Genomic DNA, 23,005 nt, shown 5'->3' with positions numbered 1-23,005 from the left:
TCACCCGCTGAAGGCCGTCAGGCGATGCCGAGCTGTTCCAGCACGGGCAGCCGCTTGTCGGCGAAGGTTTCATAGCGCGTCCGCAATTCGGCGAGATTCTCCTCCGGCGTTGCGATCGCCTGGCCGTCGCGGATGAGCCGCTGGCCGAGCGTGCTCAGCGTCTGCCAGACCAGCGCCGGCGGGTCCGGCTGCTTGTTCTGGCGTGCAAGAAGAAAGAGCTGCTCGAAGCGGTCGACGTTGACGCCGCCGCCGGTGACGGGCGAGGCCAGCGCCTGGATGTCGTGCGAGTGGCGGGCCTGCTCCATCACCGCGCGGTTGAAGCGGCGCGTCGACTCGCGTCGCCTGGCGTCGCCCTTCTCGTCGAGGCAGGGATGCACGTGGCCCGAGCCGACCAGAACCAGCAGCGCCTGTATGGTGCGCGCCCAGCCGAGCTCGGCAATCGCGGGAATGGCCTGCATGCTGTGCAACGTCTTGGGGCCGGAGGCCAGCGCGTCGAGGAACGGGCCGTAGACCTCCGGCTGCATCGCCGCCTCGCCGAGCGAGCCGTTCACCTTGGCCGGCATGTCGGGGCGGCCGATGGACAGCGCGAAGCGCATCTCCTGCCAGCGCTCGCGCGCGGTGAAGAAGCCGAGCGGCACGGCGCCCTTGACGAAGATGTCGCGCCGGAACTGCTGGTTGACCATGTAGTCGCGCGTCGTCTCGCGCAGCTCCGGATCCTCGATCTCGTTGAGGAAGGTGCGCTGCGCCTCGGTCAGGTTCAGCGCATCGACATGGTCGAGCAGATGGGCGGAGCCGAGGAAGGTCAGCTTCGCCTCCGCCATCTCGGCCGCCACGTCCTTGTGGTAGAACGGGTTCCAGTCCTGGTTGAGGAATTCGTGGACGAGATAGTTCTTGTTCTGCGACTTCATCTTTTCCAGCCGCTCGCCCACCGCCGGGCTGGCCTGGAAATAGCGGGCATTGGCCTCCTTCAGCCGCGAGATCGCCTCGATCGACTTTTCGAAGCGGTTCAGCGGGCTGCCGCTGCGCAGCGAGGCGAATTCGGCGATGAGGCGGCGCAGCGGCGCGGCTGCGCCCCAGCCGGGCATGCAGTTGTAGGATACGTAGGCGAGGCCGCCCGGCTTGAGGTGCCTGGCGATGAAGGCGACGATCGTGGCGCGATTGGCCGCGCTGATCCAGGACAGGATGCCGTGCAGCGCGATGATGTCGAACTGCGGGAGGGACGGGTCCTCGAGGAATTCGGCGAAGCTGGAGTCGGAGAACTGGACGTTCTTCATGCCCCCGGCGGCCGCAAGGGCGCGGGCCTCGGCGATATGGGTCGGATTGAAGTCGGTGGCGTGGAACACGCCATGCGGATTGGCCGCGGCGAGCACGTTGGTGCTCACGCCGCGCCCGCAGCCCAGTTCGCACATGGCGAACGGACCCGTTGCCGGCTGCGCCGTGACGGATTTCGCCAGCGCCGCAAGATCGAGGATGGCGGGGGTGAGCTCGCGATAGAACCCGGCCGTATAGGCCACTTCCGAGATGTAGCCGGATGTCCAGGAACTCGTCGTCACCCCGATCCCCCCGCGCGGCATTTGGCACCGAACGATAGAAGTAACTGCTTCGGGTGGGAATGCAAATGGGTCGGATCAACTTCCGCGATGTTCACTTCAGCTTGGTAAAGGCCGCGCGGCCGCAGCAAAGCCGATTGCAGGACCGCGGTTTGACCGCGCCGCGCAGCGGTGACACCGGGCAATCGGTGGCAGCCGGGTCACGCACGCGCCACCCGGCTGCAGGCAAGAGGGCTTTATATCACCGCAACATGGCGCTCTGGCCTATGGTGCGGACGAGATGGTCGCCCAACCGGGCGCTGAGTGCCACGATCGTCGTGGTCGGATTGCACTGGCCCGACGTGGCGAAGACGGATGAGCCGCCGACATAGAGGTTCTCCATGCCGTGCACCTTGCAGTTGCGGTCGACCACGCTCCTGGTCAGGTCGTCGCCCATGCGGGTGCCGCCCATATGGTGGTGGCCGGCGAGTTCCTGGTCGGTGGGATAGGGGTCGCCGTTCAGCACCCAGTCGGCGATGCGCACCCGTCCGTAGTTCTTGGCGGCGAGCGTCTCGCCGAACAGGCGCAGGCCCTCCAGCAGGGTCCGGTGCTCCAGCTCGCTCTTCTTCCAGTGCAGCTCGATGCGCGGGATGCCGAGCGTGTCGCGCGCGGAAGCCGACAGCGCGACGCGGTTGTCGGCGCGCGGCGACTGCTCCCAGCCGACATAGAGCTGGGCGGCGCAGCGCAGCTTGGCGCCGATGCTCTCCGCCGTCCATTCGGCGGTTTCCGGCGCGAGGCAGGCCAGCTCGGCGACCAGCCACTTGGCACCGTGATACGGCATCTTGATGAAACGAACGCCGAAATTCATGATCTGCCGCTCTTCCATCGCCTGCAGCGACGGCGAGAAGAACGCCTCCGAAACGTCGTCCATCTCGAACTGGTCCGGATTGTTCATGATGGCGTTGCCGCCCTCGAATTGCGGGTGTTCCATCCAGTACCTGCCGAGCGCCTCGGCATGGGGCACGACGCCGCCATTGGACCGCTCGTTCGACCACAGCAGCAGGCGCGAGTTCTCCAGGCCACCGGTGCAGGGCAGATAATAGTCCGCCGTGGCGACGCCCTGGTCGCGGCCCGCCGACCAGATTTTTGCGCCGGTGATCTTGCTGCCGTCGCCCTGCAGTTCGGTGACGTAGGTATCGAGCACCAGCGCGATCGTCTTGCTGGCCTGGATCTCAGGACCGAATTTCTCGCCGAAGCGCACGGCCGGGCTCTTGATGAGCTGCACCCAGCGGATGTCGTCAGAAATCGGGACGTCGTCCCGGAACGGGACAAGATCGAGGATGTCGTGGACCTCGTCGAGATACGGCTCGATGTCGGTGCGCCGTATCGGCCAGCCGGTATCCGGCACCCACGCCTTGGGTTCGAAATCGACGGCGTCCATGACCCGGCACCAGCCCGCCCAGTGGTTGGAGCAGCCGCCGAGATGGCGCAGCCGCGTCACGTCGAGGTCGAAATAAGGGTCGCCGACGGTGGTGCCCTTGTAGAAATCCTGCGATTCCTCGGTGTAGTCGGCGGCCCCGGCCTCGAAGACGGCGACCGGGATGCCGGCGGCGCCGAGCTTGCGGGCGATGGTGACGCCGGCCGGGCCGGAGCCGATGACGATGACTTTCGGCTTGAAGCCGTTGGAGCGGAAGCTCTCGAAACTGTCGAAGATCATGCCAGGTCGCTCCTCTTCAGGATCCAGCCATTGATCTCGACGAATTCGTCCGCGGGCGGCTCCGCGGCCGGCACGGCATGCTCGCGGAAGAGCGCGAGGGCAGGTATGGACAGAAGCACCTGAAGCACAGTGCGGCGCTTCACCTTGGGAGAAGTCTGTTGGGGGCTCATGATCTCTTTCCCACGAGGTTCGATGGTCGTGGTGTCTCTTCTACAAGGCGGGACACTTGCTGAAGAAAAAGCGAAAGCCGTGCCAGATCATGGGGTCCGGCGGCTGGCCGGCTCAGCCGATCGCAAGCAAGGTTAAGATTCCGCAAACGATCAGCACGCAGCCGGCGACTTCCAGCCGGTTGATCTTCTCGCGGAAGAAGAAGACCGAGGAGGCGAAGGTGAAGATCATCTCGACCTGGGCCAGCGCCTTGACGACCGCCGCCTGCTGCAGGGTCATGGCGGCGAACCAGCCGAAGGAGGCCGAGGCGCCGACCAGCCCGACGAACAGCGACGGTTTCCACGCCCTGGCTATGCGGCCGAACTCGGCTCGCTCGCGCCAGACCATCCAGACGAGCATGACGACCGTCTGCAGCACGATCACGACGCTCAGCGTATAGGCCGCCTGCATCAGGAAGTTCGGCCCGCCCAGCGCCAGCGAGGCGGCGCGATAGGCGACGGCCGATATGCCGAAGGCCGTGCCCGAGGCCAGACCGATCAGGGCGTTGCGGGCAAACATCGAGGTCACCAGCGAGCGGGCGGTGATCGACACATGCGCGACCGAGATCAGCATGACGCCGAAAACGCTGATGCCGATGGCCGTCAGCGCGCCCGGCGTCACGCCTTCGCCCAGGAAGAGCAGGCCGAACAACGCCGCCTGCGCCGGCTCCGTGCGAGAGTAGGCGGTGCCGACGGCGAAGTTGCGGAACGAGAACAGGTGCACCAGCAGGAAGGTCGCCGCGATCTGCGCCAGCCCGCCGACGGCCGCCCAGACGAGGAATTCCTGGTTCGCCGCCGGCAGCGGATCGCCGCGACCGAAATGCAGCAAGGCCACGAAGGCCAGCGCGAAGGGAACGCCGAAGCCGAAGCGCACGAAGGTGGCGCCGGTGGTGCCCATCACGCCCTTGAGATGCTTCTGGAACGCCGAGCGCAGGTTCTGCAGGAAGGCGGCGCCGATGGTGATCGGGATCCAGAGCTCAATCATGTCGCCGCCTTCGCTGAACGACGCGGTTTAGGACATGGCGGCGGCCGGGCGCAATATCCGGGCGTGTCCGGCAATTGGCCAGGCATCGCCGGCGCGGATGCCCGGCCCTCGGCCACGGCCCGGCAGCGCCTCCACGGAAAAGGGCCAGCGTCGCCGCCGGCCCTTGCCGCATCTCCCCGGATCAGTCCGGCGGAAGGCCGGCTGCGTCAGCCGATCTGCTGGCCGGTCTTGGCCCAGTCGGCGAGGAACTGCTCCAGCCCCTTGTCGGTCAGCGGGTGCTTGACCAGCGCCTTCAGCGTCGCCGGCGGCACCGTCGCCACGTCGGCGCCGATGATCGCGGCCTGCTTGACGTGGTTCACCGTGCGGATCGAGGCCGCCAGGATCTCGGTCTTGAAATCGTAGTTGTCGTAGATGGTGCGGATCTCGGCGATCAGCTCCATGCCGTCGATGCCGGTGTCGTCGAGGCGGCCGATGAAGGGCGAGATGAAGGTCGCGCCAGCCTTGGCGGCGAGCAGCGCCTGGGTCGCGGAGAAGCAAAGGGTGACGTTGACCTGCCGGCCCTCCGAAGTGATCGCCTTGCAGGCCTTCAGCCCGTCCAGCGTCAGCGGCACCTTGATGCAGACATTGTCGGCGATCTTGGCGAGCGCCTTGGCTTCCCGCATCATCTCCGAATATTCGATGGCGGTGACCTCGGCCGAGACCGGGCCGTCGACGATATCGCAGATCTCCTTGGTGACCTCGGCGATGTTGCGGCCGGCCTTCAGGATCAGCGAGGGATTGGTGGTGACGCCGTCCAGCAGGCCGAGATCGTTGAGTTCGCGGATTTCCTTCACGTCCGCCGTGTCGACGAAGAATTTCATGGGGATCGTCCTCTTTTGCCGAATCGCGCTCGATGCCGGTTGTGCGCTTTCGTTCCGTCTCCGGAAACCGGCAATCCTCGACCGGCCTTTTAATGCGATTGGCGCCGGGCTCAAAGGACTGTTTTCGTCTGTCGTTCGATGCGGGCCCTTGCCGGCCCGTGTGCGCCGGTGCCATGGCTCGGAGGTCGACCTGCCGAACCCCGCGGGAACACGGGGTCTTTGAGAGGGCGGCCGAGTCTGATAGAGGTCGCCCGGCAGGCCGCTCAGCCACCATCAAATAGACCGAATTGCGATCAGTATCACTCCGCATGCAGGACCTTGTCAGAACCAACACCTGGGCCACGCAGATCGGCGGCATGAGCCGGGTCATCACGGCCATGATCCTGCGCGACATCAAGACGCGCTTCGGTCGCAACCGGTTCGGCCTGGTCTGGGTGCTTCTGGAGCCGATCCTCTTTTTGGCCGGATTCCTGATGCTGCGCTTCTTTCTGGAAACGCGCGTTCCCTTCGGCCAGAACATGGCGCTGTTCCTCCTGACCGGCATTCTGGTGTTCAGAACCTTCAGTTCGATCGCGACGCGGGCGCAGGCGTCCCTGACGGCCAACCGCGCCTTGCTCGCCTATCCGCCGGTGAAGCCGTTCGACATCATCGCGGCGCGGATATGCCTCGAGACGATGGTGATGTTCGTCGTCTGGGTGATCTTTTTCGGGTTGCTCGCGGCATGGTCCGAGCAGAAGGTGATCGTGCACTTCGACCGGTTCTTCGAGGCGACGTCCGCGCTCGTGCTGCTTTCCGCCAGCATGGGTGTGTTCAACGCGGTGATGGCGGCGCTGTCGGCGACCTGGGAGCGCATATGGCCGCTGATCCGGTTGCCGATGCTGTTTCTCTCGGGGATTTTCTACGTCCCCATCCTCATGCCACCCTGGGTGCAAGCCATCATCTGGTGGAATCCGGTTCTGCATTGCGTCGAGTGGCTGCGCACGGCGACCTACGTCACCTACGACCCGCTGCTGGACAAGTCCTACGTGCTGATCTTTTCCAGCGTCGTGCTGGCTCTGGGATTGCTGATAGAACGGGGCTATCGCCACGTCATTCTGAGCAATAGCTGATCGTCGGCGGTCGAACGGGTTCCGGCGCCGGCGCGGTTCAGGTGCCGGCCCGCCAGCCGCCGGCGGAGCGTCCGGCGATGAGCCAGTAGCCCAGCCCTCCGCAGATGCCGGCGCCGATCAGCAGCGCCAGAAGACGCGGGCCGGCCAGCATCGGATTGGCCGTGAGGTCGGTAGCGTCGCGATCGACGACCGTCGCGCCCGACTGCCAGAGCATGCCGGCGGCTGCGAGGCCTACGGCCGCGCCGGCGAGCGCGTAGGTGAGCCAGTCGCGCCGGCCGACATATTCGGCGAGCACGACCGCCACCGCCGCTGGCAGGAAGGCGTAGTAGGCGACGAACAGGGCGACGAATGGAATCGAGAAATAGATCGAGCCGAGCGCAACCCAATGCGCCTCCTCGGCGGTGAAGCCCTGCGCGCCGAGGACGGTGAGATGCAGGAAGGCGCTCGCCGCCAGGCTGGCGGCGGCATAGCCGACCACCATCACCAGAAGGCGCAGCAGGAGAGTGAGGACGCTCGCCAAGGAGCCGCGCTTAGTCGCCGTGGCCGGCGATCATCATCGCCTCCAGCGCCAGCCGCTCGGTCTTCTTCATCCGCTCCGATTCGGACTTGAGCTGGCCGCAGGCGGCGAGGATGTCGCGGCCGCGCGGCGTGCGGATCGGCGAGGCGTAGCCGGCATTGTTGATGAAGTCGGCGAAACGCTCGATCGTCTCCCAGTCGGAGCACTGGTAGTTGGTGCCCGGCCACGGGTTGAACGGGATCAGGTTGATCTTGGCCGGAATGCCCTTGAGCAGATACACCAGCGCGCGGGCGTCGTCGAGCGAATCGTTGACGTCCTTCAGCATCACATATTCGAAGGTGATGCGCCGCGCGTTGGACAGACCGGGATAGGCGCGGCAGGCCGCCATCAGCTCCTTCAGCGGGTATTTCTTGTTGATCGGCACCAGCAGGTCGCGCAGGTCGTCATTGGTGGCGTGCAGCGAGATCGCCAGCATCACGCCGATCTCGGCGCCGGTGCGGGCGATCTCCGGCACGACGCCGGAGGTCGACAGCGTGATGCGGCGCTTCGACAGCGACAGACCGTCACCGTCCGACGCGATCAGCAGCGCCTTCTTCACCGCCTCGAAATTGTAGAGCGGCTCGCCCATGCCCATCATGACGATGTTGGAGATCTTGCGGCCTTCCGCCGGCACGATGGCGCCGTCCGGCGTGTCGCGGTCGGGGAAGTCGCCCAGCCGGTCGCGGGCCGTCAGCAGCTGCGCCAGGATCTCCTCGGCAGTGAGGTTGCGCACCAGCTTCTGCGTGCCGGTGTGGCAGAAGGAGCAGGTCAGCGTGCAGCCGACCTGGCTGGAGATGCAGAGCGTGCCGCGGCCTTCCTCGGGTATGTAGACGGTCTCGATCTCGACCGGCCGGCCGGCGCCGCGCGGCGGGAAGCGGAACAGCCACTTGCGGGTGCCGTCGTTGGAGATCTGCTCCTCGACGATCTCAGGCCGGGCGATGGTGAAGTGCCGGGCGAGCGTCGCGCGCAGCTCCTTGGAGATGTTGAACATGTCGGCGAAGTCGGAGACGCCGCGCACATAGAGCCAGTGCCAGAGCTGCTGCACGCGCATCCTGGCCTGCCGCTCCGGAACGATGCCGGCGGCGACCAGCGCCTCGGCCATCTCGGCGCGCGTCAGCCCGACCAGCGACGGCTTTTCGGCAAGTGCCGGGCGGGTGCGGAGTGTGTCGCGCCGTTCCGGCGCGGTGAGATCGAGGGTGAGCGTCATGGCAAGCCTATATGGGGATGCCGAAGAAAATTCAAAGCGATCCGCCGCGCCCATAGCACGGCCGGCGGCCCGCGTCACGGCCTGCCCGCATCGTCACCGCCCGCCTCGCCAGATCACCGCTTCAGGTCGCCTACCTTTGCCAGCAGGACGCGACGGCGTGGAGGATCGCCGGATCGATCTCTTCCGGCCGCAAGCTGTCTCCTACTTGCAGTTGGCGATCGACGACAGCGCCGCCGAGATGCCCTTGAGCGAGAAGGTGTAGCCGGTGGCGTTGCCGCGCCCCGACTTGGCCGCGACCTTCATGTCGGCGCCGCCTCTCATGGCGGCGATCAGCGCCGGCTCCTCGGCGGCGTTCTCCACCCAGGCCGACTTGCCTTTGGTGAACATTGAGAAGGTCTTGCTGCCGACCGTCACCTGAACCTTGGAGTTCTCCTGGAAATTGTAGGAGGCGATGAACTGCGGCTCATAGCTCACCTGCTGGCCGGGACGCTGGCTGACGAAGAAGAAGATGTCGCCGTGATCGAGCGAGGGCGGCTGCTTCTCCGTCGGCACGGTCAGCACGTAGCAGACCTTGCCGTTGCCGGCCTGATAGCTGTAGGTGCCCCATGCATTGTGCTGGCCGATCTTGGTGGCCGACTGGGCAAGGGCCGGCATCGCACCCGCGACAAGGATCAGGCCCGAAACCGCTGCTATCAATCCGCGCATCTTTTCACCGTCTTGTTCATTCCGCTGGAATTGCGGGAGCAGGCCGGGTTTTGCAGCCCGGCCCGTTCGTTTAATTTTGAATTAGTCAGGGTTACGAAATGGTGAACGTCCGCGAAAAACGGCCCTCGCCATCCAGCACCACCGCCAACCTTGTTCCGGACCCTTTGCAGGTTCCGTTTTTGTCCCTGGGCAGGTTCAAGACAACAAAAACGGCAGCAGTTTGACTTTTTGCGCCTGCTTGTGACCGCGGCCGGCTGCCGTGACACGGAGCATCGCCGGAAGCCGCCGCCTTCCGGCGCAAATTCCGTCGACGGCAGAGGAAAATCACGAAATGTTGTGCAGGGTCTCGCGGGCGGCGAGCCGGTGCGCCGGCTTCAGCTGGGCGCGGACCGCCGCCAAGGCCGCCGTCAGCACGGCGATGTCGTCGGTGAAGCCCAGGCCGAAGAAGACGTCGGGGATGGTGTCGGCGGGCAGCACGAAGTAAGCCAGCGCCGCGAACAGGATGCCCTTGGTCTTGAGCGGGGTTTCCTTGTCCATGGCGCAATAGTAGCCGGCGACCACCTCGTCCATGAACGGAACCTGCGCGGCCGCCTTCCTGGCGGTCTGCCAGAACTTTTCGCGTACCGTCTGCTCCTGGGCTATTCCATCCTGGCTGTTCAACGTCGCCATCTGCGCTTTCTCCCTTCCCCGAAAGATGTGGGAAAGCACTGCCCGCCCTGCAAGGGCTTTTGCGTCAGCCGGCTGCGAAACGGTCCATCTTCCTGGCCAACTCGAAGTCGAGCGCCGTCAGCCCGCCGGCATCGTGGGTGTTCAGCTTCACCTCGACAGTCTTGTAGACATTCGACCAGTCGGGGTGATGGTCGAGCTTTTCGGCGGCGAGCGCCGTGCGCGTCATGAAGGCGAAGGCCTCGCTGAAGTTCCTGAAGACGAACGTGCGGTTGATCGCAGCGCCGTCCGCCGCGAGCGTCCAGCCCTCCAGTCCGGCCAGCGCCTGGCGGACCGCCGCTTCGTCGAGCTTTTCCCGTGCCATGATCTCTCCTCGGGTTGCGATTTTCGGTCATGATAGCGCTTCGGACCGGCGGGGACAGCCCTGCGGCACCGGCAAAGCGATCTATCCGCGATCCGCGGAGGCGGCTCCGGCGAGGCCCGCGCCGACATGCCGCTTTCGCCATGCACCGACTTTCCTTATCCTGAAGCCTACGGAGGAGGCCCGCCATGCGCGACTGGAAACTGCCCTGGGCCGGCGGCTGCCGCTGCGGCCGCTGCCGCATCGAGGTGAGCGCGCCGCCGCTGCTGGCCTCCGCCTGCCACTGCAGCGGCTGCCAGCGAATGACGGCGAGCGCCTATTCGCTGTCGCTCGCCGTTCCGGCGGAAGGATTTTCGGTCACCCTGGGCGAGCCGGTGCGGGGCGGCCTGCAGGGCGCGTCGCAACACTTCTTCTGCCCGTTCTGCAAGAGCTGGATGTTCACCCGGCCGGAAGGCCTCGACTGGCTGGTCAATTTGCGTCCGACGATGCTCGACGAGCACCAGTGGTTCATGCCCTTCGTCGAACTGTACACCAGCGAGGGCCTTGCATGGGCGAAGACCCCGGCGCGCTACAGCTACGAAACCTTGCCCGACAACGACCGCTTCATGGCGATGGCTGAGGAGTATGCGGCGGAGGGTGCCGGACCGGGGTGAGGGCCGGGGCGCCGGGATTCGAAAAACCGTACAATGGCGCTAAATCGTTTGGCGATGCATAGAACAACCGACAGTCCGACCCAGAGTTCCGCCGGCGCATCGGCCACTGTTGCGTTCATCGACCTCGCGGGCTTCAGCGCCATCGCCGACGTCTACGGGGACGCAGCCGCGATCGACGTGCTGGAGATATTCGAGGCCATGGTCGGCGAGGCGCTCGGCGGCCCTCCGATCAAATGGATCGGCGACGAGGCGATGCTGTCGTTTGCCGATCCGGAAAGCGCGATCCAGGCGCTTGGAAGGCTGCTGCCGGCCTGCCGGAAGGAACCGCGACTGCCGCTGACGCGGGCGGCGCTGAACCATGGTCCGGTCATCCGCAGGGCGGGCGATCTCTTCGGCTCGACCGTGAACATCGCGGCACGCATTGCGGCGCTGGCCGCCCCCGGCCAGCTGCTCGCGACACAGCCGGTTGCCGAGATCGCCGAGGCGAGGGGCATATCGGTCCGCGATCTCGGCTCGACGGCGCTGCGGTCGCTGGCCGCCGAAGTCCCGCTCTACGAGATCGAGCTTGCCCCCTCGCCCGATCCGGCCTGGATCGATCCGGTGTGCAAGATGCATGCACCCTACGCGTCCTATCGGCGGGCTCCGCCGGACGGGCCGTGGTTCTGTTCGCCGCGCTGCGAGGAGGCGTATAAAAAGTCGCCGCAGACCTATTCGTAGGCGTATGACAGCCGGCGGACGTGGACGGCGCCGTGGTGGACAGCCGGCTAGCGGAGGGCGAGCAGCATCGCGCAGCGGCGGTCCCGCGGCAGGCCGCTTGCGGATTCCCGATCGAGGATCGCCTGGAGGCGGGCGGGGGTGGCGCCGGCATCCAGCGTCCGGAAGCCGAGCTTGCGGTAGAACGGCTCGTTCCAGCGGACGTCGCGGAAGGTGGTCAGCGTGACGGCCGCCAGCTTCCGGCGCCGCGCGACGTCGATGGCGTGCGCAAGCAGGGCGCGGCCGATGCCCCGGCCCTGAAACCCATGCGCCACGGCCAGTTCCCAGATGTGCAGCGTGTCGTCGAGCCGTTCGGCGCTCAGGAAGCCGACAAGCGCCTTCCCATCAGTTGCGACCCAGGAATGACCGCCGGCAACCAGTTCCAGATGGCGGGCGGGCGGCTGAACCTCGTCTTCAGCGATCCAGGCGAGACCGGGCACGTCGAGAAAGGCCTGCCCCGCCGACCGTTCGATTTCGGGCAAAAGCTCCGCATCCGCAGGCTGCGCTGCTCTGATGACGAGGCTGTCGAGCTGGTTCATGGCAGACGGATAGCTCTCGACAGGTGGATGCGGCAACAAGTCTCCATCGCCGACACGATTTTCGACCGGCACTTCTTCTGAACCGAAGCGCCGCGAGGCTTTGAAATCCGCCGCCGCTTCCTGTAAAGCGAGGCAGCGAAGTTCCTCTCCGTGTCACGGGCAAGACTATCATGGACAAGTTCACGAAACTCACCGGCGTCGCCGCGCCCTTGCCGATCATCAATGTCGACACCGATATGATCATCCCCAAGGACTATCTGAAGACCATCAAGCGGACCGGTCTCGGCACCGGGCTTTTCGCCGAGATGCGCTATGCGGAGGACGGCACGGAGAACCCGGATTTCGTGCTCAACAAGCCGGCGTACCGGACCGCGCAGATTCTCGTGGCCGGCGACAATTTCGGCTGCGGCTCGAGCCGCGAGCATGCGCCCTGGGCGCTGCTCGACTTCGGCATACGCTGCGTGATCTCCACCTCGTTCGCCGACATTTTCTACAACAACTGCTTCAAGAACGGCATCCTGCCGGTGACGGTGAGCCCCGAGGACCTGGACAAGCTCATGGACGACGCCTCGCGCGGTGCCAATGCCACTGTCACCGTCGATCTCGAAGCCAAGGAAATCCGCGGGCCGGACGGCGGCGTGGTGAAATTCGACCTCGACGATTTCAAGCGCCACTGCCTGCTCAACGGCCTCGACGACATCGGCCTGACGCTGGAGAAGGCGCCGGCGATCGCCGCCTACGAGAAGAGCGCGGCGGCCGCCCGGCCCTGGGCCTGACGACTGGCGCCTGGCCGGGTCGGCATATGCGGCGCCATGCAGGCGGCGAGGGAACATGCGCAAGCTCATCTCCACCGGATCGCCGTTCGAAAAAACTGCGGGCTATTCGCGCGCCGTCGTTCAGGGTGACTGGTGCTTCGTTGCCGGCACCACCGGCTACGACTACGCGACCATGACGATGCCGGAGAGCGTGGAGGAGCAGGCGCGCAACTGTCTCGCCACCATCGGCAGGGCTTTGGAGGAGGGCGGCTTCTCCTTCGCCGACGTGGTGCGCGCGCATTACTACCTCACGGACGCCGCCTATGTGGACCGCGTCTTTCCGATCCTGGGCGAGACCTTCGGCGACGTCCGGCCCGCCGCGACGATGATCGTCTGCGGGCTGAACAAGCCGGAGATGAAGATCGAGATCGAGGTGACGGCGCTGAGACGGAATGGGTGACGCGGCGTAACCGGCGAGCGTCCTTCGAGGCTCGCTTCGGGGGATGCACCCGGTAGATCGTCCGAAGGTCAGGGCATAGACATCAATAGATGCGCAACCCGAGGTGCTTCTGCATCGCGTCGAAATCTCGGTCGGCGTGCAGCAGAACGTGGCCGCGCTCGATGCAGAACGTGCCGATGATGAGATCGGCACTTTTCCTGATCGTTACTCCCATTGCCCGCAGATAGCGGTAGTTCGCTGCCGCCTTGACCGCCAATAGACCGTCGAGCATCGGAACGATCCGGTATTGGCGCATTTCATTTTCGACGAGCGAAGCTTGCTGTTCGTCGCGAAGCCCTCGCAGAACATCCAGAAGAACGATGTCTCCAACCAGAATTTCGTAGGGGTTGGCGATTGCCGCCAGCTTCTTCACCTGCTGCGTATCGAGATTGCGAAGATTGTCGATCCAGACAGAACTGTCGACGGCGATCATCGACTGTCGTCGTCCGTCCAGTCCGTGCGCATGGCATCAAGGTCGCCTTCCCAGCCGATCCCCCTCATCGTCTCGAGCGCTTCGCGGTGTCGATCCTGACGCACCAGTCGCTTCAGCGCCTCCTCCACCGTTGCGCGTTTCGTGGTAAGCCCGGTGATCCTCATCGCTTCGGCGATCAGCGCGTCATCAAGTTCGATGTTGGTTCGCATGGATCTCGCCTCGTGTGTATGTCTCTCGAAGTAGATACACATCGGCCGGCAAGCTTGCAATCGAGCAGCAGGTTTGCCCGGCAATAAGCCTTGCGCGGTGCTGCCTTCGCCGCTAGCAAGACCGCGGCTTTCCCCAACGGTCCAAGGACATCGCGACATGGCTTCGAAAAAACTCCTGCTGCTTCCCGGCGACGGCATCGGTCCCGAGGCGATGGCCGAGGTGGAGAAGCTGATCGCGGTGATGAACGCCGATCTCGGCGCGGGCTTCGAGACGGAGCGCGGCCTGGTCGGCGGCTCGGCCTATGACGCGCACGGCCAGGCGATCTCCGAAGCGGACATGGCCAAGGCGCTGGCCGCCGACGCGGTGCTGTTCGGCGCGGTCGGCGGGCCGAAGTGGGATCCCGTTCCCTATGAGGTCCGCCCCGAGGCCGGCCTGCTGCGCCTGCGCAAGGACCTTGCCCTGTTCGCCAATCTAAGGCCGGCGATCTGCTACCCGGCGCTCGCCGCCTCCTCGTCACTCAAGCCGGAGGTGGTCGAGGGTCTCGACATCCTGATCGTGCGCGAACTCACCGGCGGCGTCTATTTCGGCGAGCCGAAGGAGATCATCGACCTCGGCAACGGCCAGAAGCGCGGCATCGACACGCAGGTCTACGACACGTTCGAGATCGAACGCATTTCCGGCGTCGCCTTCGAGCTGGCGCGCACGCGCAAGAACCACGTGACCTCGATGGAAAAACGCAACGTGATGAAGTCCGGCGTCTTGTGGAACGAGGTGGTGACGCAGACGCACAAGGCGAAGTATGCCGACGTCAAGCTCGACCACATGCTGGCCGATGCCGGCGGCATGCAGCTCGTGCGCTGGCCAAAACAGTTCGACGTCATCGTCACCGACAATCTGTTCGGCGACATGCTGTCGGACGTGGCGGCGATGCTGACCGGCTCGCTCGGCATGCTGCCGTCGGCCTCGCTCGGCGCTCCCGACGCCAAAACCGGCAGCCGCAAGGCGCTCTACGAGCCGGTGCACGGCTCGGCGCCGGACATCGCCGGCAAGGGCATCGCCAACCCGATCGCCATGATCGCCTCCTTCGCCATGTGCCTGCGCTACTCGTTCGGCATGGTGGCGGAAGCCGACCGGCTGGAGACGGCGATCTCGGCGGTGCTCGACGAAGGCCTGCGCACCAGGGACATTCTCTCCGAGGGTAAGACCGAGGTCGGCACCACGGCCATCGGCGACGCCGTCGTCGAACGATTCCGGGCGCTGTCGGCTTAGCCGCTCCGCCGCGCAGAAAAAGCGGAACCGCGATGTCGGCGCCGGGTTTCCTTACACGTCCTATGTGCGGACGAGAAGGAGGAGACCCGGAATGTCCTATGTCGACGGATTCGTGCTCGCAGTGCCGAAAGCCAATCTCGACGCCTACCGCAAGATGGCGGCCCAGGCCGGCGAGATCTGGAAGGACCATGGAGCGCTCGCCTATGTCGAGTGCATCGGCGACGACGTTCCTTATGGCGAGGTGACGTCGTTCCCGCGCTCGGTGCAGGCCAAGGACGACGAGGTCGTCGTGTTCGCCTGGATACTCTACCAGTCCCGCGAGCAGCGCGATGCCATCAATGCCAAGGTCATGGCCGATCCGCGCCTGAAGCCGGACTGGGACACCATGCCCTTCGACGCCAAGCGCATGATCTATGGCGGGTTCGAGACGTTCCTGGAGCTTTGACGGGCCCGCTCTTTCCGCGATGATCTGCCGGCCGTTCAAGTTCCGTGCCTGCCAGCCCTTCAGGCAAAGCCGATGAAGCGGCCGCACAGCAGGACGCCTGTCCACAGCAGGGCGGAGAGGCTTGCTGCGAGGCGTTCGCCGCTGCCGGCTGGTGCTTGCGGCGGCCGCTTGCGGGCCAGCATCGCGAACAAGAGCAGGTTCAGGCCGGCGAGCAGGATGAGCCCCATCTTGGCCCAGAACACCGGCATCCCCGCATATTCCGTCGCCCGTATGGAGAACAGGGCCGCTCCCGTGAGGGCTGCGCCGGCGAAGGCGGTGATAGCGACCCGCCGCATCAGCGTAAGGAAAGGGTGTTCGGGAACGGTGCGGAACGCGCCGAGCACGCGCAGGTCCATCAGCCAGACGGATGTGAACAGCGCGCCGATGGCGGCGATGTGCAGCGCGTTTACCAGCGGGTAGGCATAGAAGGACGATTTCAGCAGCCGGATCGCGCCGAGCTGCTCGATTGCGGACAGGGCTTCCACGGCGGCTCAGGCCGGCGGTACGCGGCCTGGATAGACGTCATAGGTCTTGCCGCCAACGGTGATGCGCACCGCCTTCATCCGCTTCTCCGCCGCGTCGCGCGAGCGGTTGCCGATCGCCACCACCTCGTCGCCGATCTTCGCCGCATCCTCGGTGAAGCCGGCGCGGATCGTCGCGGACGGCGTCGCCAGCTCGACCCGCCACAGCTCGCCCTCGGCGTCGACGTCAAGGGTTGCATGCGGATTGCCGACATAGACGGCGCGGATCACGCCTTCGAGCCGGAAGAAGCCATCCTGCGTCCACGACCAGCCGTGATGGGCGAGCGCCGGAACGGCCGTCGCCACGGCGAGCATGGATGCCAGCAGCAGACCGCGCGTACCGGCTCGTTGGGATCGGAAGGGTTTCATGGGACACCTCGCGAACGGACCGCCCCACAGGGTAGGGTCCCGCGGCACGAGGTCAAATCACTTCGGGAGGAGGCTGCGCAGCCGCGCAACAAAAAAGGCGGCTCGCCGGCCGCCTTTTTCTTCTTTGATATTGCTGCTGCGCCGAGCTTATTCGGCTGCGGTCTTCTCGGCCGCGGCCTCGGCGGCTGCCTTCTCGGCCGCTGCCTTCTCGGCGGCCAGCGCCTGGGCGGCGGCGACCTTCTCGGCCTCCAGCTTGGCCTTCTCGGCGTTGAGCGCCTCGCGCTCGGCGTCGTTCAGCTTGCGGGCGCGCACGCCGGTGTTCTCCGAGATGCGGGCCGACTTGCCGCGGCGATCGCGCAGGTAATAGAGCTTTGCGCGGCGCACCTTGCCGCGGCGCACGATCTCGACGCCTTCGACCATCGGCGAGTAGACCGGGAAGACGCGCTCGACGCCCTCGCCGTAGGAGATCTTGCGGACCGTGAAATTCTCCTGGAAGCCGGAGCCGGAGCGGGCGATGACGACGCCCTCATAGGCCTGCAGGCGGGTGCGGGTGCCTTCGGTGACGCGCACTTGGACGCGCACCGTGTCTCCCGGCTGGAATTCGGGCAGAGTGCGCTTGGCTTCGATCCTGGCGGCCTGCTCGGCCTCGAGCTGACGGATGATATCCATCGGAATAAACCTCTTCTTGCTTCTCGACAGCCAGAGCGCCCGACGCTCGCCTTGCAGCACATCTTGCCGCGCGGCTATGCCGATCCTCGAAAGGAGAAGCAGGGGCGAATTCACCGTCCTTATGACGGCCCGGTCGGTCATCCTTCCGGTTGCGTGCGCGGCGATACACCAAAATCGCCGGCTTGTCACGCCCGGTATGCGAAATTCGGCCCGGCTCTCGGGTCGCTCGTTCCCGCCCCATTGCTTGCGAACGGCCATCCCCGCCTTTACAGCCTTTCGGATCGCCGCTTCAAGGACCGCCGCCGGACATGGACCCAGCCGACATCCTGCTTCTCGCCACCGCCGGCTTCCTGTCGGGCGTGGTCAACGCCATCGCCGGCGGCGGCACCTTCCTCACCTTCGGCGCGCTGTCGCTCGCCGGGCTGCCGCCGATCGCGGCCAACGCGACCTCGTCGATCACCCAGTTCCCCGGCTACATCACCTCGACGCTGGCCTATTGGAGCGACATCAAGCGGTTCTGGCGCGGCGCGCTGCTGCTTTGCGCCATCTCGGCGGCGGGGGCGCTGGCCGGGTCGCTGATCCTGCTGTCGCTCTCCAACCCGTCGTTCCGCGCCATGGTGCCGTGGCTGCTGATCGCCGCCACCGCGCTGTTCGCCGCCGGTCCGTGGCTGAAGCCCAAGCCGAAGCCGGGTCAGGAGGCGGCGGTCGGCTCGGCGCTCGGCTCGCTGGTGCAGTTCCTGACTGCCGTCTATGGCGGCTTCTTCGGCGCCGGCATGGGCGTGATGATGCTCGCCACGCTGGGCCTCACCCAGTCCGGCGATTACCACCGGCTGAACGCGCTGAAGAACATGCTGTCGATCGTGATCGCGGCGGTCGCCATCGTCGTGTTCGTCTCCGGCGGCGTGGTGGCGTGGCCGCAGGCGCTGGTGATGGTGCCGGCGGTAGCGCTCGGCGGCTATGCCGGCGTGTGGACGGCCAAGCGTGTGCCGCAGACGGTGATGCGCGGCCTGGTCATCGCCGTCGGCCTGTTTCTCGCTGGGTATTATTTCTGGACGGGATGAGGGGGCTTCGCCATCAGATCGGGCCGCCGCTCCTTCGTAAGCTTTTCCGCCTGCGCCCGCCGCCAGGCAGCGATCTTCGCGTGATTGCCCGAGGTGAGCACTTCAGGGATGGGCCTGCCCTCGAATTCCTGCGGGCGCGTATAATGCGGGTGCTCCAGCAGGCCGTTCTCGAAACTCTCCTCGTCGCCGGACTGCGCATTGCCCATGACGCCGGGCAGCAGGCGCACGACGGCGTCGAGCAGGACGATCGCCGCCGGCTCGCCGCCCGACAGGATGAAGTCGCCGACCGACACCTCCTCCAGTCCGCGCAGGTCGATGAGGCGCTGGTCGACGCCCTCGAAGCGGCCGCACAGGATGACGGCGCCGGGGCCGGCGGCCAGCGCGCGCACGCGCGCCTGGGTCAGCGGCTTTCCGCGCGGGCTCATCAGCAGGCGCGGGCGCGGATCGCCTTGCGGCGAGGCATGGTCGACGGCGCGCGCCAGGACGTCGGCGCGCATCACCATGCCGGCGCCGCCGCCGGCCGGCGTGTCGTCGACGCTGCGATGCCTGTCGAGCGCGAAGTCGCGGATCTGCACCGTCTCCAGCGACCACGCGCCTTCGCCCAGGCCGCGGCCGGCGAGCGACAGGCCGAGGGGGCCCGGAAACATCTCCGGATAGAGCGTCAGCACGGTGGCGGAAAAGCTCACCGGTTGCCTCCGGCGTCCTTCGGCCCGCGCGGACGCCGGCTCGCATCGAAGCCGCGCTTGCCATGGTCCCGCTTCTCATCGGCCGGCGGCCGCGCGTCGTCCTCCTCCTCCACCAGCCCGGCGGCGATGCTGTCGATGCGGACGAAGCCGGCGGCGACGTCGACCTCCGGCACGGCCGCCTCGGTGAACGGGATCAGCACGCCCTTCGTCCCGCCATGGACGATCTCCAGAATGTCGCCGCCGCCGAAATTCTGCACGGCGACCACCTTGCCGACCGGCTCGCCGGTCTCGTCGCGCACGGCGAGCCCGACCAGGTCGGCGTGGTAGAACTCGCCTTCCTCGGTGTCGTCGGGAAGCGCCGAGCGGTCGACGAAGAGCTCCGTGCCGTTCAGCGCCTCGGCGGCGTTGCGGTCGCCGACGCTCTTGAAGCGCACCACGACCACGGTTCCCGCCGGGCGGATGTCGAGCACCTCGAAGCGGTGGCCGTCGGCGGCCTGCAGCGGCCCATAGTCGCCGAGCGCCAGCGGATCGCCGGTGAAGGTTTTCACCCGCACCTCGCCGCGTATGCCGTGCGGGGCGCCGATGACGGCCATCTGGACGGGGTTTTTCACGTTTGTCGTCCCGGGTTTCGAAGCCGATGCTCTAAGCAGGTTTGGCCGGCTTCGCCAACAGATTCGCAACGATAAGCGTTGCGACAGCCATCGTCGCCCCGCTGCGGAAAAATCCGAGGGGTTGCTGATTTTTTCGCTTGTTGAGTCCGGCGGGGGCGCAATCACGACGTGTCGGGCGGCTCCAGCGCCCACTGGGCAAGCCCGTGCACGACGTCGAGGACCTCGTGCACCTCGTGAACGGGCTTTTTTCGCCGCCAGCCGGGCGGCCGGCCGGGCTTCAGCGGCGAGAAGCGGCCAAACCGGCGCAGACCGCCGGATTCTCGCTCGCGCGCGATCGCTGCGTCGCGGCGTGCCCGCCAGCGGGCGAAGCGCCTTGCCTGGCCAGGAAGATCGTCAAGCGCCGCAGCCAGCGCCCACAGCCGCGCGTCCAGCCGCGTCGCATCGATGGGATCGTTGGGCGACCAGGCGGGGATGCGGAACGGCTCGCTGTAGCCGGGACAGGAGATGCGCGGCACGCCCCTGGGCGCCCGCCGCGGGCGGCGGTTCCAGGGTTTTAGCGGATCGAGCAGCGGCAGGGTCGCGCGACGGGCGCGGATTTTCGGCCGCGCCGGCATGCGGACGGGGCCGGCCCCGGGCCGGAATTTCGGCTTCGGTTTCTGCCGGGGCGGCGGCAATGCGACCACCAGCCCACGTGCCGCCACGACGATGAGGCGCCGCACCGCCGCTTCGGCCGGGCGCAGGAGCCGGAGTATGGCGCGGTGGAGACGGCGGGGAAGGGTGAGCGAGGGGTCAAGTGCCGGCGTAAGTGCCGGGGACAGTTTACTTTTTTCGGCCCGCGACAACCTTGAAGCGGCTGTGCCCTTCTGCCGAAAGAAAGTAAACTGTCCCCTGAGTTCCTCGAGTTCCAGGCCGGCCATGGCGACGAGCATGGCGAGGATGCGCTTCAGCGCTTCGCGATTCTTCTCGATTGCCGCATCCCAGTCCAACGTCACCTCCTTTCCACAAGGTGGCGACATGATCGCTCGGGTCGGGAGGGCGGGGATAAAATAAGGGAAACGATCCTGACAGACGCTGACAACGCCGCCCTCCGTGAGGCGATGCTGCCGTCGAGCGGGTCTTCCTGCCGTTCTCCATCGCCGGAGCGCCTCACAACCTCTACGGCATGGATCCTAGGGTCTCCGCGACGGCCTTCGGCCTGCTCCGCCCTAGGATGACGAAGGCGATGGGGTTGTCGCTAATCGCTGACGTTGGCGATTGGCTCAGGCACGCCCCCTGCTTCGTCATCCTAGGACGGAGCCGCAGCGCAGCGAAGGCGGAGACCCTAGGATCCATGCCGTAACGGTGGCGAAGTTGCGTCTTGACCGAAGGACGACATCGAACGAGCCGGCACACCTGCCCAGTCCGGGCTTTTCGATCGCGCGGCATTCACGTCTTGCTAACCGGGACACGGCAAGCATCGGGAGACAAGCCGGAGCGAGGCCCATGCAGGAATTCCTCATCGCCGCAAAGCCAGACCTGCAGGCGGCGCGCGAAAGCTGGCTGAAGATGCTGGCCAGGGAGCGGCGGCTGTCGGCGCTGACGGTCGAGGCTTATGAGCGCGACACCAGGCAGTTCCTGCAGTTCCTGACCGGCCATCGCGGCGGCGCGCCGGGCATTGCCGACATCGCCGATCTGCGGCCGGCGGACCTGCGCGCCTTCCTCGCCGCGCGGCGCAAGGACGGCGCCGGCGCGCGTACTCTGGGACGCGGGCTGGCGGGGGTGCGTTCGCTGCTGCGCTTCCTCGAGCGCAGGGGGCTGGTCAATGCCGCGGGCGCGGCGGCGCTGCGGGCGCCGAGGCAGCCGAAGTCGCTGCCGAAACCGCTGACGGCGGCGGATGCGCGGCGCGTCGTCTCGGAGGACGAGCAACTGGCGGAAGAGCCGTGGGTGGCGGCGCGCGACGCCGCCGTGCTCACTTTGCTCTACGGCTCGGGGCTGCGCATATCGGAGGCGCTCGGCCTGCCGGCGGGCGCGCTGGCCCCGCCTGGCGACAGCGTTCTCAGGGTCACCGGCAAGGGCGGCAAGACCCGCCTGGTGCCGGTGCTGCCGGTGGCCGTGCAGGCGGTCGCGGAATACCGGCGGCTCTGCCCCTACCATCTCGATGCGCAGGGACCGCTGTTCCGCGGCGCCCGCGGCGGGCCGCTCAATCCGGCGATCGTGCAGCGGGCGATGCGCAAGATGCGCGGCGCGCTCAACCTGCCGGATACGGCGACGCCGCACGCGCTGCGCCATTCCTTCGCCACGCACCTGCTCGGGCGCGGCGGCGACCTGCGTGTCATCCAGGAACTGCTCGGCCATGCCAGCCTGTCGACCACGCAGGTCTATACCGGCGTCGACACGGCGCGGCTGCTGGAAATCTACCAGGCGGCGCATCCGCGCGCCTGAACACATCGAACGCTGCAAGTTTCGCATCGGACTTAACGGTTTTGCCGCTTTTGCCCGGTAGCTTTCCGGCCATGAAACGTGTGATTGCCCTTGCCGACCGCGGCGCCCTGCCGCTGGTGAAACTGCTGGTCGCGGCCAACCTGCTGTTCTTCCTGTCCTTCGCGCTGATGGTCGCGCTGGCGACGGAGCGCGCGCGGGCCGAAGAGGTCACATGCTCCGGCAAGGACATGCTGGCGGAGCTGAAGACCAGCGATCCGGCGGCGCTGGCGCGCATCGAGGCCGAGGCGGGCAGGACCGAGAACGGCGAGGGCCTGCTCTGGAAGATCGAGAAGGACGGCGGTCCTGCCTCCTATCTCTTCGGCACCATGCACGTCACCGATCCGCGCGTGACGGCGCTGCCGCCGGCCGCGCAGACGGCCTATGACGCGTCGGGCACGGTCGTCATCGAGACGACGGACGTGCTCGACCAGTCGAAGATGGCGGCGATCATGGTGGAGCGGCCGGAGCTGATGATGTTCACCGACGACACCACGCTCGCCTCGCTGATCCCGCCGGGCGAGGTGGACGGCGTCAACAAGGCGCTGGAGGCGCGCGGTATCCCGCCCTACAGCGTCGCCAAGATGAAGCCGTGGATCATCTCGGCGATGATCGCGCTGCCGGCCTGCGAGCTGCAGCGCAAGGCCGGCGGGGCGCCGGTGCTCGACATCAAGCTCGGCCATGAGGCGGCGGCCGCGGGCAAGACGCTGGAGGGGCTGGAGACGGCCGTCGACCAGCTTGAGGCGATGGCGTCGCTGCCGATGCAGTTCCACATCCAGGGGCTGGTCGACACGCTGAAGCTCGGCGACCGCGTCGACGACGTCATCGAGACGATGATCGTGCTCTATACGCGCGGCGACACGGGCATGTTCTGGCCGCTGTTCAACGCCGTCCTGCCGGATGGCGGCGGGGGCGAGGCATCGGGTTATGCGGCCTTCGAGGAGACCATGATCACGGCGCGCAACCGGACCATGGCCGAGCATGCCGTGCCGATCCTCGACGCCGGCAATGCCTTCATCGCGGTCGGCGCCCTGCATCTGCCCGGGCCGGAGGGGCTGGTGGCGCTGCTGCGCAAGGCCGGCTACACGGTGTCGCGCGCCGACCGGGGCTGACGTTCACGCAAAGCGTGATTTGG

Annotated in this window: 29 protein-coding genes; 10 read left to right on the top strand and 19 right to left on the bottom strand. The window is 66.6% G+C overall.

All coding sequences use genetic code 11. The annotated features are described in order from the left end of the window. Positions 1–17: 17 nt before the first annotated feature. The 5 genes from C7I84_RS14605 to fsa form a co-directional block, all read right to left on the bottom strand. On the bottom strand, positions 18–1,553 hold the full coding sequence (locus C7I84_RS14605; RefSeq protein ID WP_165816083.1) for a class I SAM-dependent methyltransferase: 1,536 nt from the start codon (positions 1,551–1,553) through the stop codon (positions 18–20). 238 nt (positions 1,554–1,791) lie between these two features. Further along, on the bottom strand, positions 1,792–3,246 hold the full coding sequence (locus C7I84_RS14600; RefSeq protein WP_106772937.1) for a GMC oxidoreductase: 1,455 nt from the start codon (positions 3,244–3,246) through the stop codon (positions 1,792–1,794). Continuing rightward, positions 3,243–3,416, bottom strand: coding sequence for a hypothetical protein (locus tag C7I84_RS30025; protein WP_165816082.1), 174 nt, complete (start codon positions 3,414–3,416; stop codon positions 3,243–3,245). Before C7I84_RS30025 ends, C7I84_RS14600 begins: the two co-directional genes overlap by 4 nt. A gap of 112 nt (positions 3,417–3,528) precedes the next feature. Continuing rightward, positions 3,529–4,434 (bottom strand): DMT family transporter, encoded by a 906-nt coding sequence (locus C7I84_RS14595; RefSeq protein WP_106773047.1) that lies wholly within the window; start codon positions 4,432–4,434, stop codon positions 3,529–3,531. A gap of 209 nt (positions 4,435–4,643) precedes the next feature. Beyond that, positions 4,644–5,297: a fructose-6-phosphate aldolase gene (gene fsa / locus C7I84_RS14590; protein ID WP_106772936.1), complete on the bottom strand. Its 654-nt coding sequence runs from the start codon at positions 5,295–5,297 to the stop codon at positions 4,644–4,646. A gap of 377 nt (positions 5,298–5,674) precedes the next feature. On the opposite strand from fsa, the gene C7I84_RS14585 reads away from it, so the two are divergent. Beyond that, positions 5,675–6,406, top strand: a complete 732-nt coding sequence (locus tag C7I84_RS14585; RefSeq protein ID WP_165816081.1) for an ABC transporter permease — start codon at positions 5,675–5,677, stop codon at positions 6,404–6,406. A 37-nt stretch (positions 6,407–6,443) separates the two neighbouring features. On the opposite strand, the gene C7I84_RS14580 is transcribed toward C7I84_RS14585, so the two are convergent. The 5 genes from C7I84_RS14580 to C7I84_RS14560 form a co-directional block, all read right to left on the bottom strand. Next, positions 6,444–6,926, bottom strand: a complete 483-nt coding sequence (locus C7I84_RS14580) for a hypothetical protein (protein ID WP_106772934.1) — start codon at positions 6,924–6,926, stop codon at positions 6,444–6,446. A gap of 10 nt (positions 6,927–6,936) precedes the next feature. Beyond that, positions 6,937–8,169 (bottom strand): dual-specificity RNA methyltransferase RlmN, encoded by a 1,233-nt coding sequence (gene rlmN / locus C7I84_RS14575; RefSeq protein ID WP_106772933.1) that lies wholly within the window; start codon positions 8,167–8,169, stop codon positions 6,937–6,939. Between the two features lie 201 nt (positions 8,170–8,370). After that, positions 8,371–8,874, bottom strand: coding sequence for an invasion associated locus B family protein (locus C7I84_RS14570; RefSeq protein ID WP_106772932.1), 504 nt, complete (start codon positions 8,872–8,874; stop codon positions 8,371–8,373). Positions 8,875–9,198: 324 nt separating this feature from the next. Next, a complete protein-coding gene (locus C7I84_RS14565) occupies positions 9,199–9,543 on the bottom strand; it encodes a YkvA family protein (protein ID WP_106772931.1) in 345 nt (114 codons plus the stop codon). Positions 9,544–9,607: 64 nt separating this feature from the next. Then, positions 9,608–9,904, bottom strand: coding sequence for a 4a-hydroxytetrahydrobiopterin dehydratase (locus C7I84_RS14560; RefSeq protein WP_106772930.1), 297 nt, complete (start codon positions 9,902–9,904; stop codon positions 9,608–9,610). 185 nt (positions 9,905–10,089) lie between these two features. On the opposite strand from C7I84_RS14560, the gene C7I84_RS14555 reads away from it, so the two are divergent. Further along, positions 10,090–10,554: a GFA family protein gene (locus C7I84_RS14555; protein WP_106772929.1), complete on the top strand. Its 465-nt coding sequence runs from the start codon at positions 10,090–10,092 to the stop codon at positions 10,552–10,554. A gap of 54 nt (positions 10,555–10,608) precedes the next feature. Then, positions 10,609–11,271: a hypothetical protein gene (locus C7I84_RS14550; RefSeq protein ID WP_106772928.1), complete on the top strand. Its 663-nt coding sequence runs from the start codon at positions 10,609–10,611 to the stop codon at positions 11,269–11,271. A gap of 47 nt (positions 11,272–11,318) precedes the next feature. Here C7I84_RS14550 and C7I84_RS14545 read toward each other — a convergent pair whose 3' ends face one another. Then, positions 11,319–11,846 carry a GNAT family N-acetyltransferase gene (locus C7I84_RS14545; RefSeq protein ID WP_106772927.1) on the bottom strand — a complete coding sequence of 176 codons (528 nt, stop codon included), beginning with the start codon at positions 11,844–11,846 and terminating at the stop codon, positions 11,319–11,321. A 170-nt stretch (positions 11,847–12,016) separates the two neighbouring features. Between C7I84_RS14545 and leuD the strand changes: the two genes are divergently transcribed. Both leuD and C7I84_RS14535 read left to right on the top strand, forming a co-directional pair. Continuing rightward, positions 12,017–12,622: a 3-isopropylmalate dehydratase small subunit gene (gene leuD, locus C7I84_RS14540; protein WP_106772926.1), complete on the top strand. Its 606-nt coding sequence runs from the start codon at positions 12,017–12,019 to the stop codon at positions 12,620–12,622. Positions 12,623–12,677: 55 nt separating this feature from the next. After that, positions 12,678–13,061, top strand: coding sequence for a RidA family protein (locus C7I84_RS14535; RefSeq protein ID WP_106772925.1), 384 nt, complete (start codon positions 12,678–12,680; stop codon positions 13,059–13,061). 82 nt (positions 13,062–13,143) lie between these two features. Here the strand turns inward: C7I84_RS14535 and vapC are convergent, their stop codons facing one another. Further along, on the bottom strand, positions 13,144–13,533 hold the full coding sequence (gene vapC / locus C7I84_RS14530; protein ID WP_106772924.1) for a type II toxin-antitoxin system VapC family toxin: 390 nt from the start codon (positions 13,531–13,533) through the stop codon (positions 13,144–13,146). Then, positions 13,530–13,742, bottom strand: coding sequence for a type II toxin-antitoxin system VapB family antitoxin (locus tag C7I84_RS14525; protein ID WP_106773046.1), 213 nt, complete (start codon positions 13,740–13,742; stop codon positions 13,530–13,532). The genes vapC and C7I84_RS14525 overlap by 4 nt, the downstream gene beginning before the upstream one ends. Positions 13,743–13,899: 157 nt before the next feature. Between C7I84_RS14525 and leuB the strand changes: the two genes are divergently transcribed. Together leuB and C7I84_RS14515 are read left to right on the top strand one after the other, a co-directional pair. After that, positions 13,900–15,012: a 3-isopropylmalate dehydrogenase gene (gene leuB / locus C7I84_RS14520; protein WP_106772923.1), complete on the top strand. Its 1,113-nt coding sequence runs from the start codon at positions 13,900–13,902 to the stop codon at positions 15,010–15,012. A 91-nt stretch (positions 15,013–15,103) separates the two neighbouring features. Further along, a complete protein-coding gene (locus tag C7I84_RS14515; protein WP_106772922.1) occupies positions 15,104–15,457 on the top strand; it encodes a DUF1428 domain-containing protein in 354 nt (117 codons plus the stop codon). 59 nt (positions 15,458–15,516) lie between these two features. On the opposite strand, the gene C7I84_RS14510 is transcribed toward C7I84_RS14515, so the two are convergent. The 3 genes from C7I84_RS14510 to rplS form a co-directional block, all read right to left on the bottom strand. Further along, positions 15,517–15,981: a hypothetical protein gene (locus C7I84_RS14510; RefSeq protein ID WP_106772921.1), complete on the bottom strand. Its 465-nt coding sequence runs from the start codon at positions 15,979–15,981 to the stop codon at positions 15,517–15,519. A 6-nt stretch (positions 15,982–15,987) separates the two neighbouring features. Further along, positions 15,988–16,332, bottom strand: a complete 345-nt coding sequence (locus C7I84_RS14505) for a DUF6152 family protein (protein WP_106772920.1) — start codon at positions 16,330–16,332, stop codon at positions 15,988–15,990. Positions 16,333–16,533: 201 nt separating this feature from the next. After that, positions 16,534–17,055, bottom strand: coding sequence for a 50S ribosomal protein L19 (rplS, locus tag C7I84_RS14500; protein ID WP_106773045.1), 522 nt, complete (start codon positions 17,053–17,055; stop codon positions 16,534–16,536). A gap of 308 nt (positions 17,056–17,363) precedes the next feature. Between rplS and C7I84_RS14495 the strand changes: the two genes are divergently transcribed. Next, the gene (locus C7I84_RS14495; protein ID WP_106772919.1) at positions 17,364–18,116 is read left to right on the top strand and encodes a sulfite exporter TauE/SafE family protein; all 753 of its coding nucleotides are present in this window, start codon (positions 17,364–17,366) and stop codon (positions 18,114–18,116) included. On the opposite strand, the gene trmD is transcribed toward C7I84_RS14495, so the two are convergent. From trmD to C7I84_RS14480, 3 genes are all read right to left on the bottom strand, one after another. Beyond that, entirely contained in the window at positions 18,098–18,802 is a 705-nt protein-coding gene (gene trmD, locus C7I84_RS14490; RefSeq protein ID WP_106772918.1) for a tRNA (guanosine(37)-N1)-methyltransferase TrmD, read from the bottom strand. The two genes, C7I84_RS14495 and trmD, sit on opposite strands and share 19 nt — an antisense overlap. After that, positions 18,799–19,395: a ribosome maturation factor RimM gene (gene rimM, locus C7I84_RS14485; RefSeq protein ID WP_106772917.1), complete on the bottom strand. Its 597-nt coding sequence runs from the start codon at positions 19,393–19,395 to the stop codon at positions 18,799–18,801. Before rimM ends, trmD begins: the two co-directional genes overlap by 4 nt. 179 nt (positions 19,396–19,574) lie before the next feature. Then, positions 19,575–20,405 carry a hypothetical protein gene (locus tag C7I84_RS14480; RefSeq protein ID WP_425351344.1) on the bottom strand — a complete coding sequence of 277 codons (831 nt, stop codon included), beginning with the start codon at positions 20,403–20,405 and terminating at the stop codon, positions 19,575–19,577. 490 nt (positions 20,406–20,895) lie between these two features. Between C7I84_RS14480 and C7I84_RS14475 the strand changes: the two genes are divergently transcribed. Next, a complete protein-coding gene (locus C7I84_RS14475; protein WP_106772915.1) occupies positions 20,896–21,834 on the top strand; it encodes a tyrosine recombinase XerC in 939 nt (312 codons plus the stop codon). A 71-nt stretch (positions 21,835–21,905) separates the two neighbouring features. Beyond that, complete coding sequence (locus C7I84_RS14470) at positions 21,906–22,982, top strand: TraB/GumN family protein (protein ID WP_106772914.1); 1,077 nt, start codon at positions 21,906–21,908, stop codon at positions 22,980–22,982. Positions 22,983–23,005 lie beyond the last annotated feature (23 nt).

Origin of the sequence: Kumtagia ephedrae, assembly GCF_003012745.1 — a bacterium.
Classification (GTDB): Bacteria; Pseudomonadota; Alphaproteobacteria; order Rhizobiales; family Rhizobiaceae; genus Kumtagia; species Kumtagia ephedrae.
Note: the sequence above shows the minus strand (reverse complement) of the source record. Positions and strands in the feature narration are given on the sequence as shown.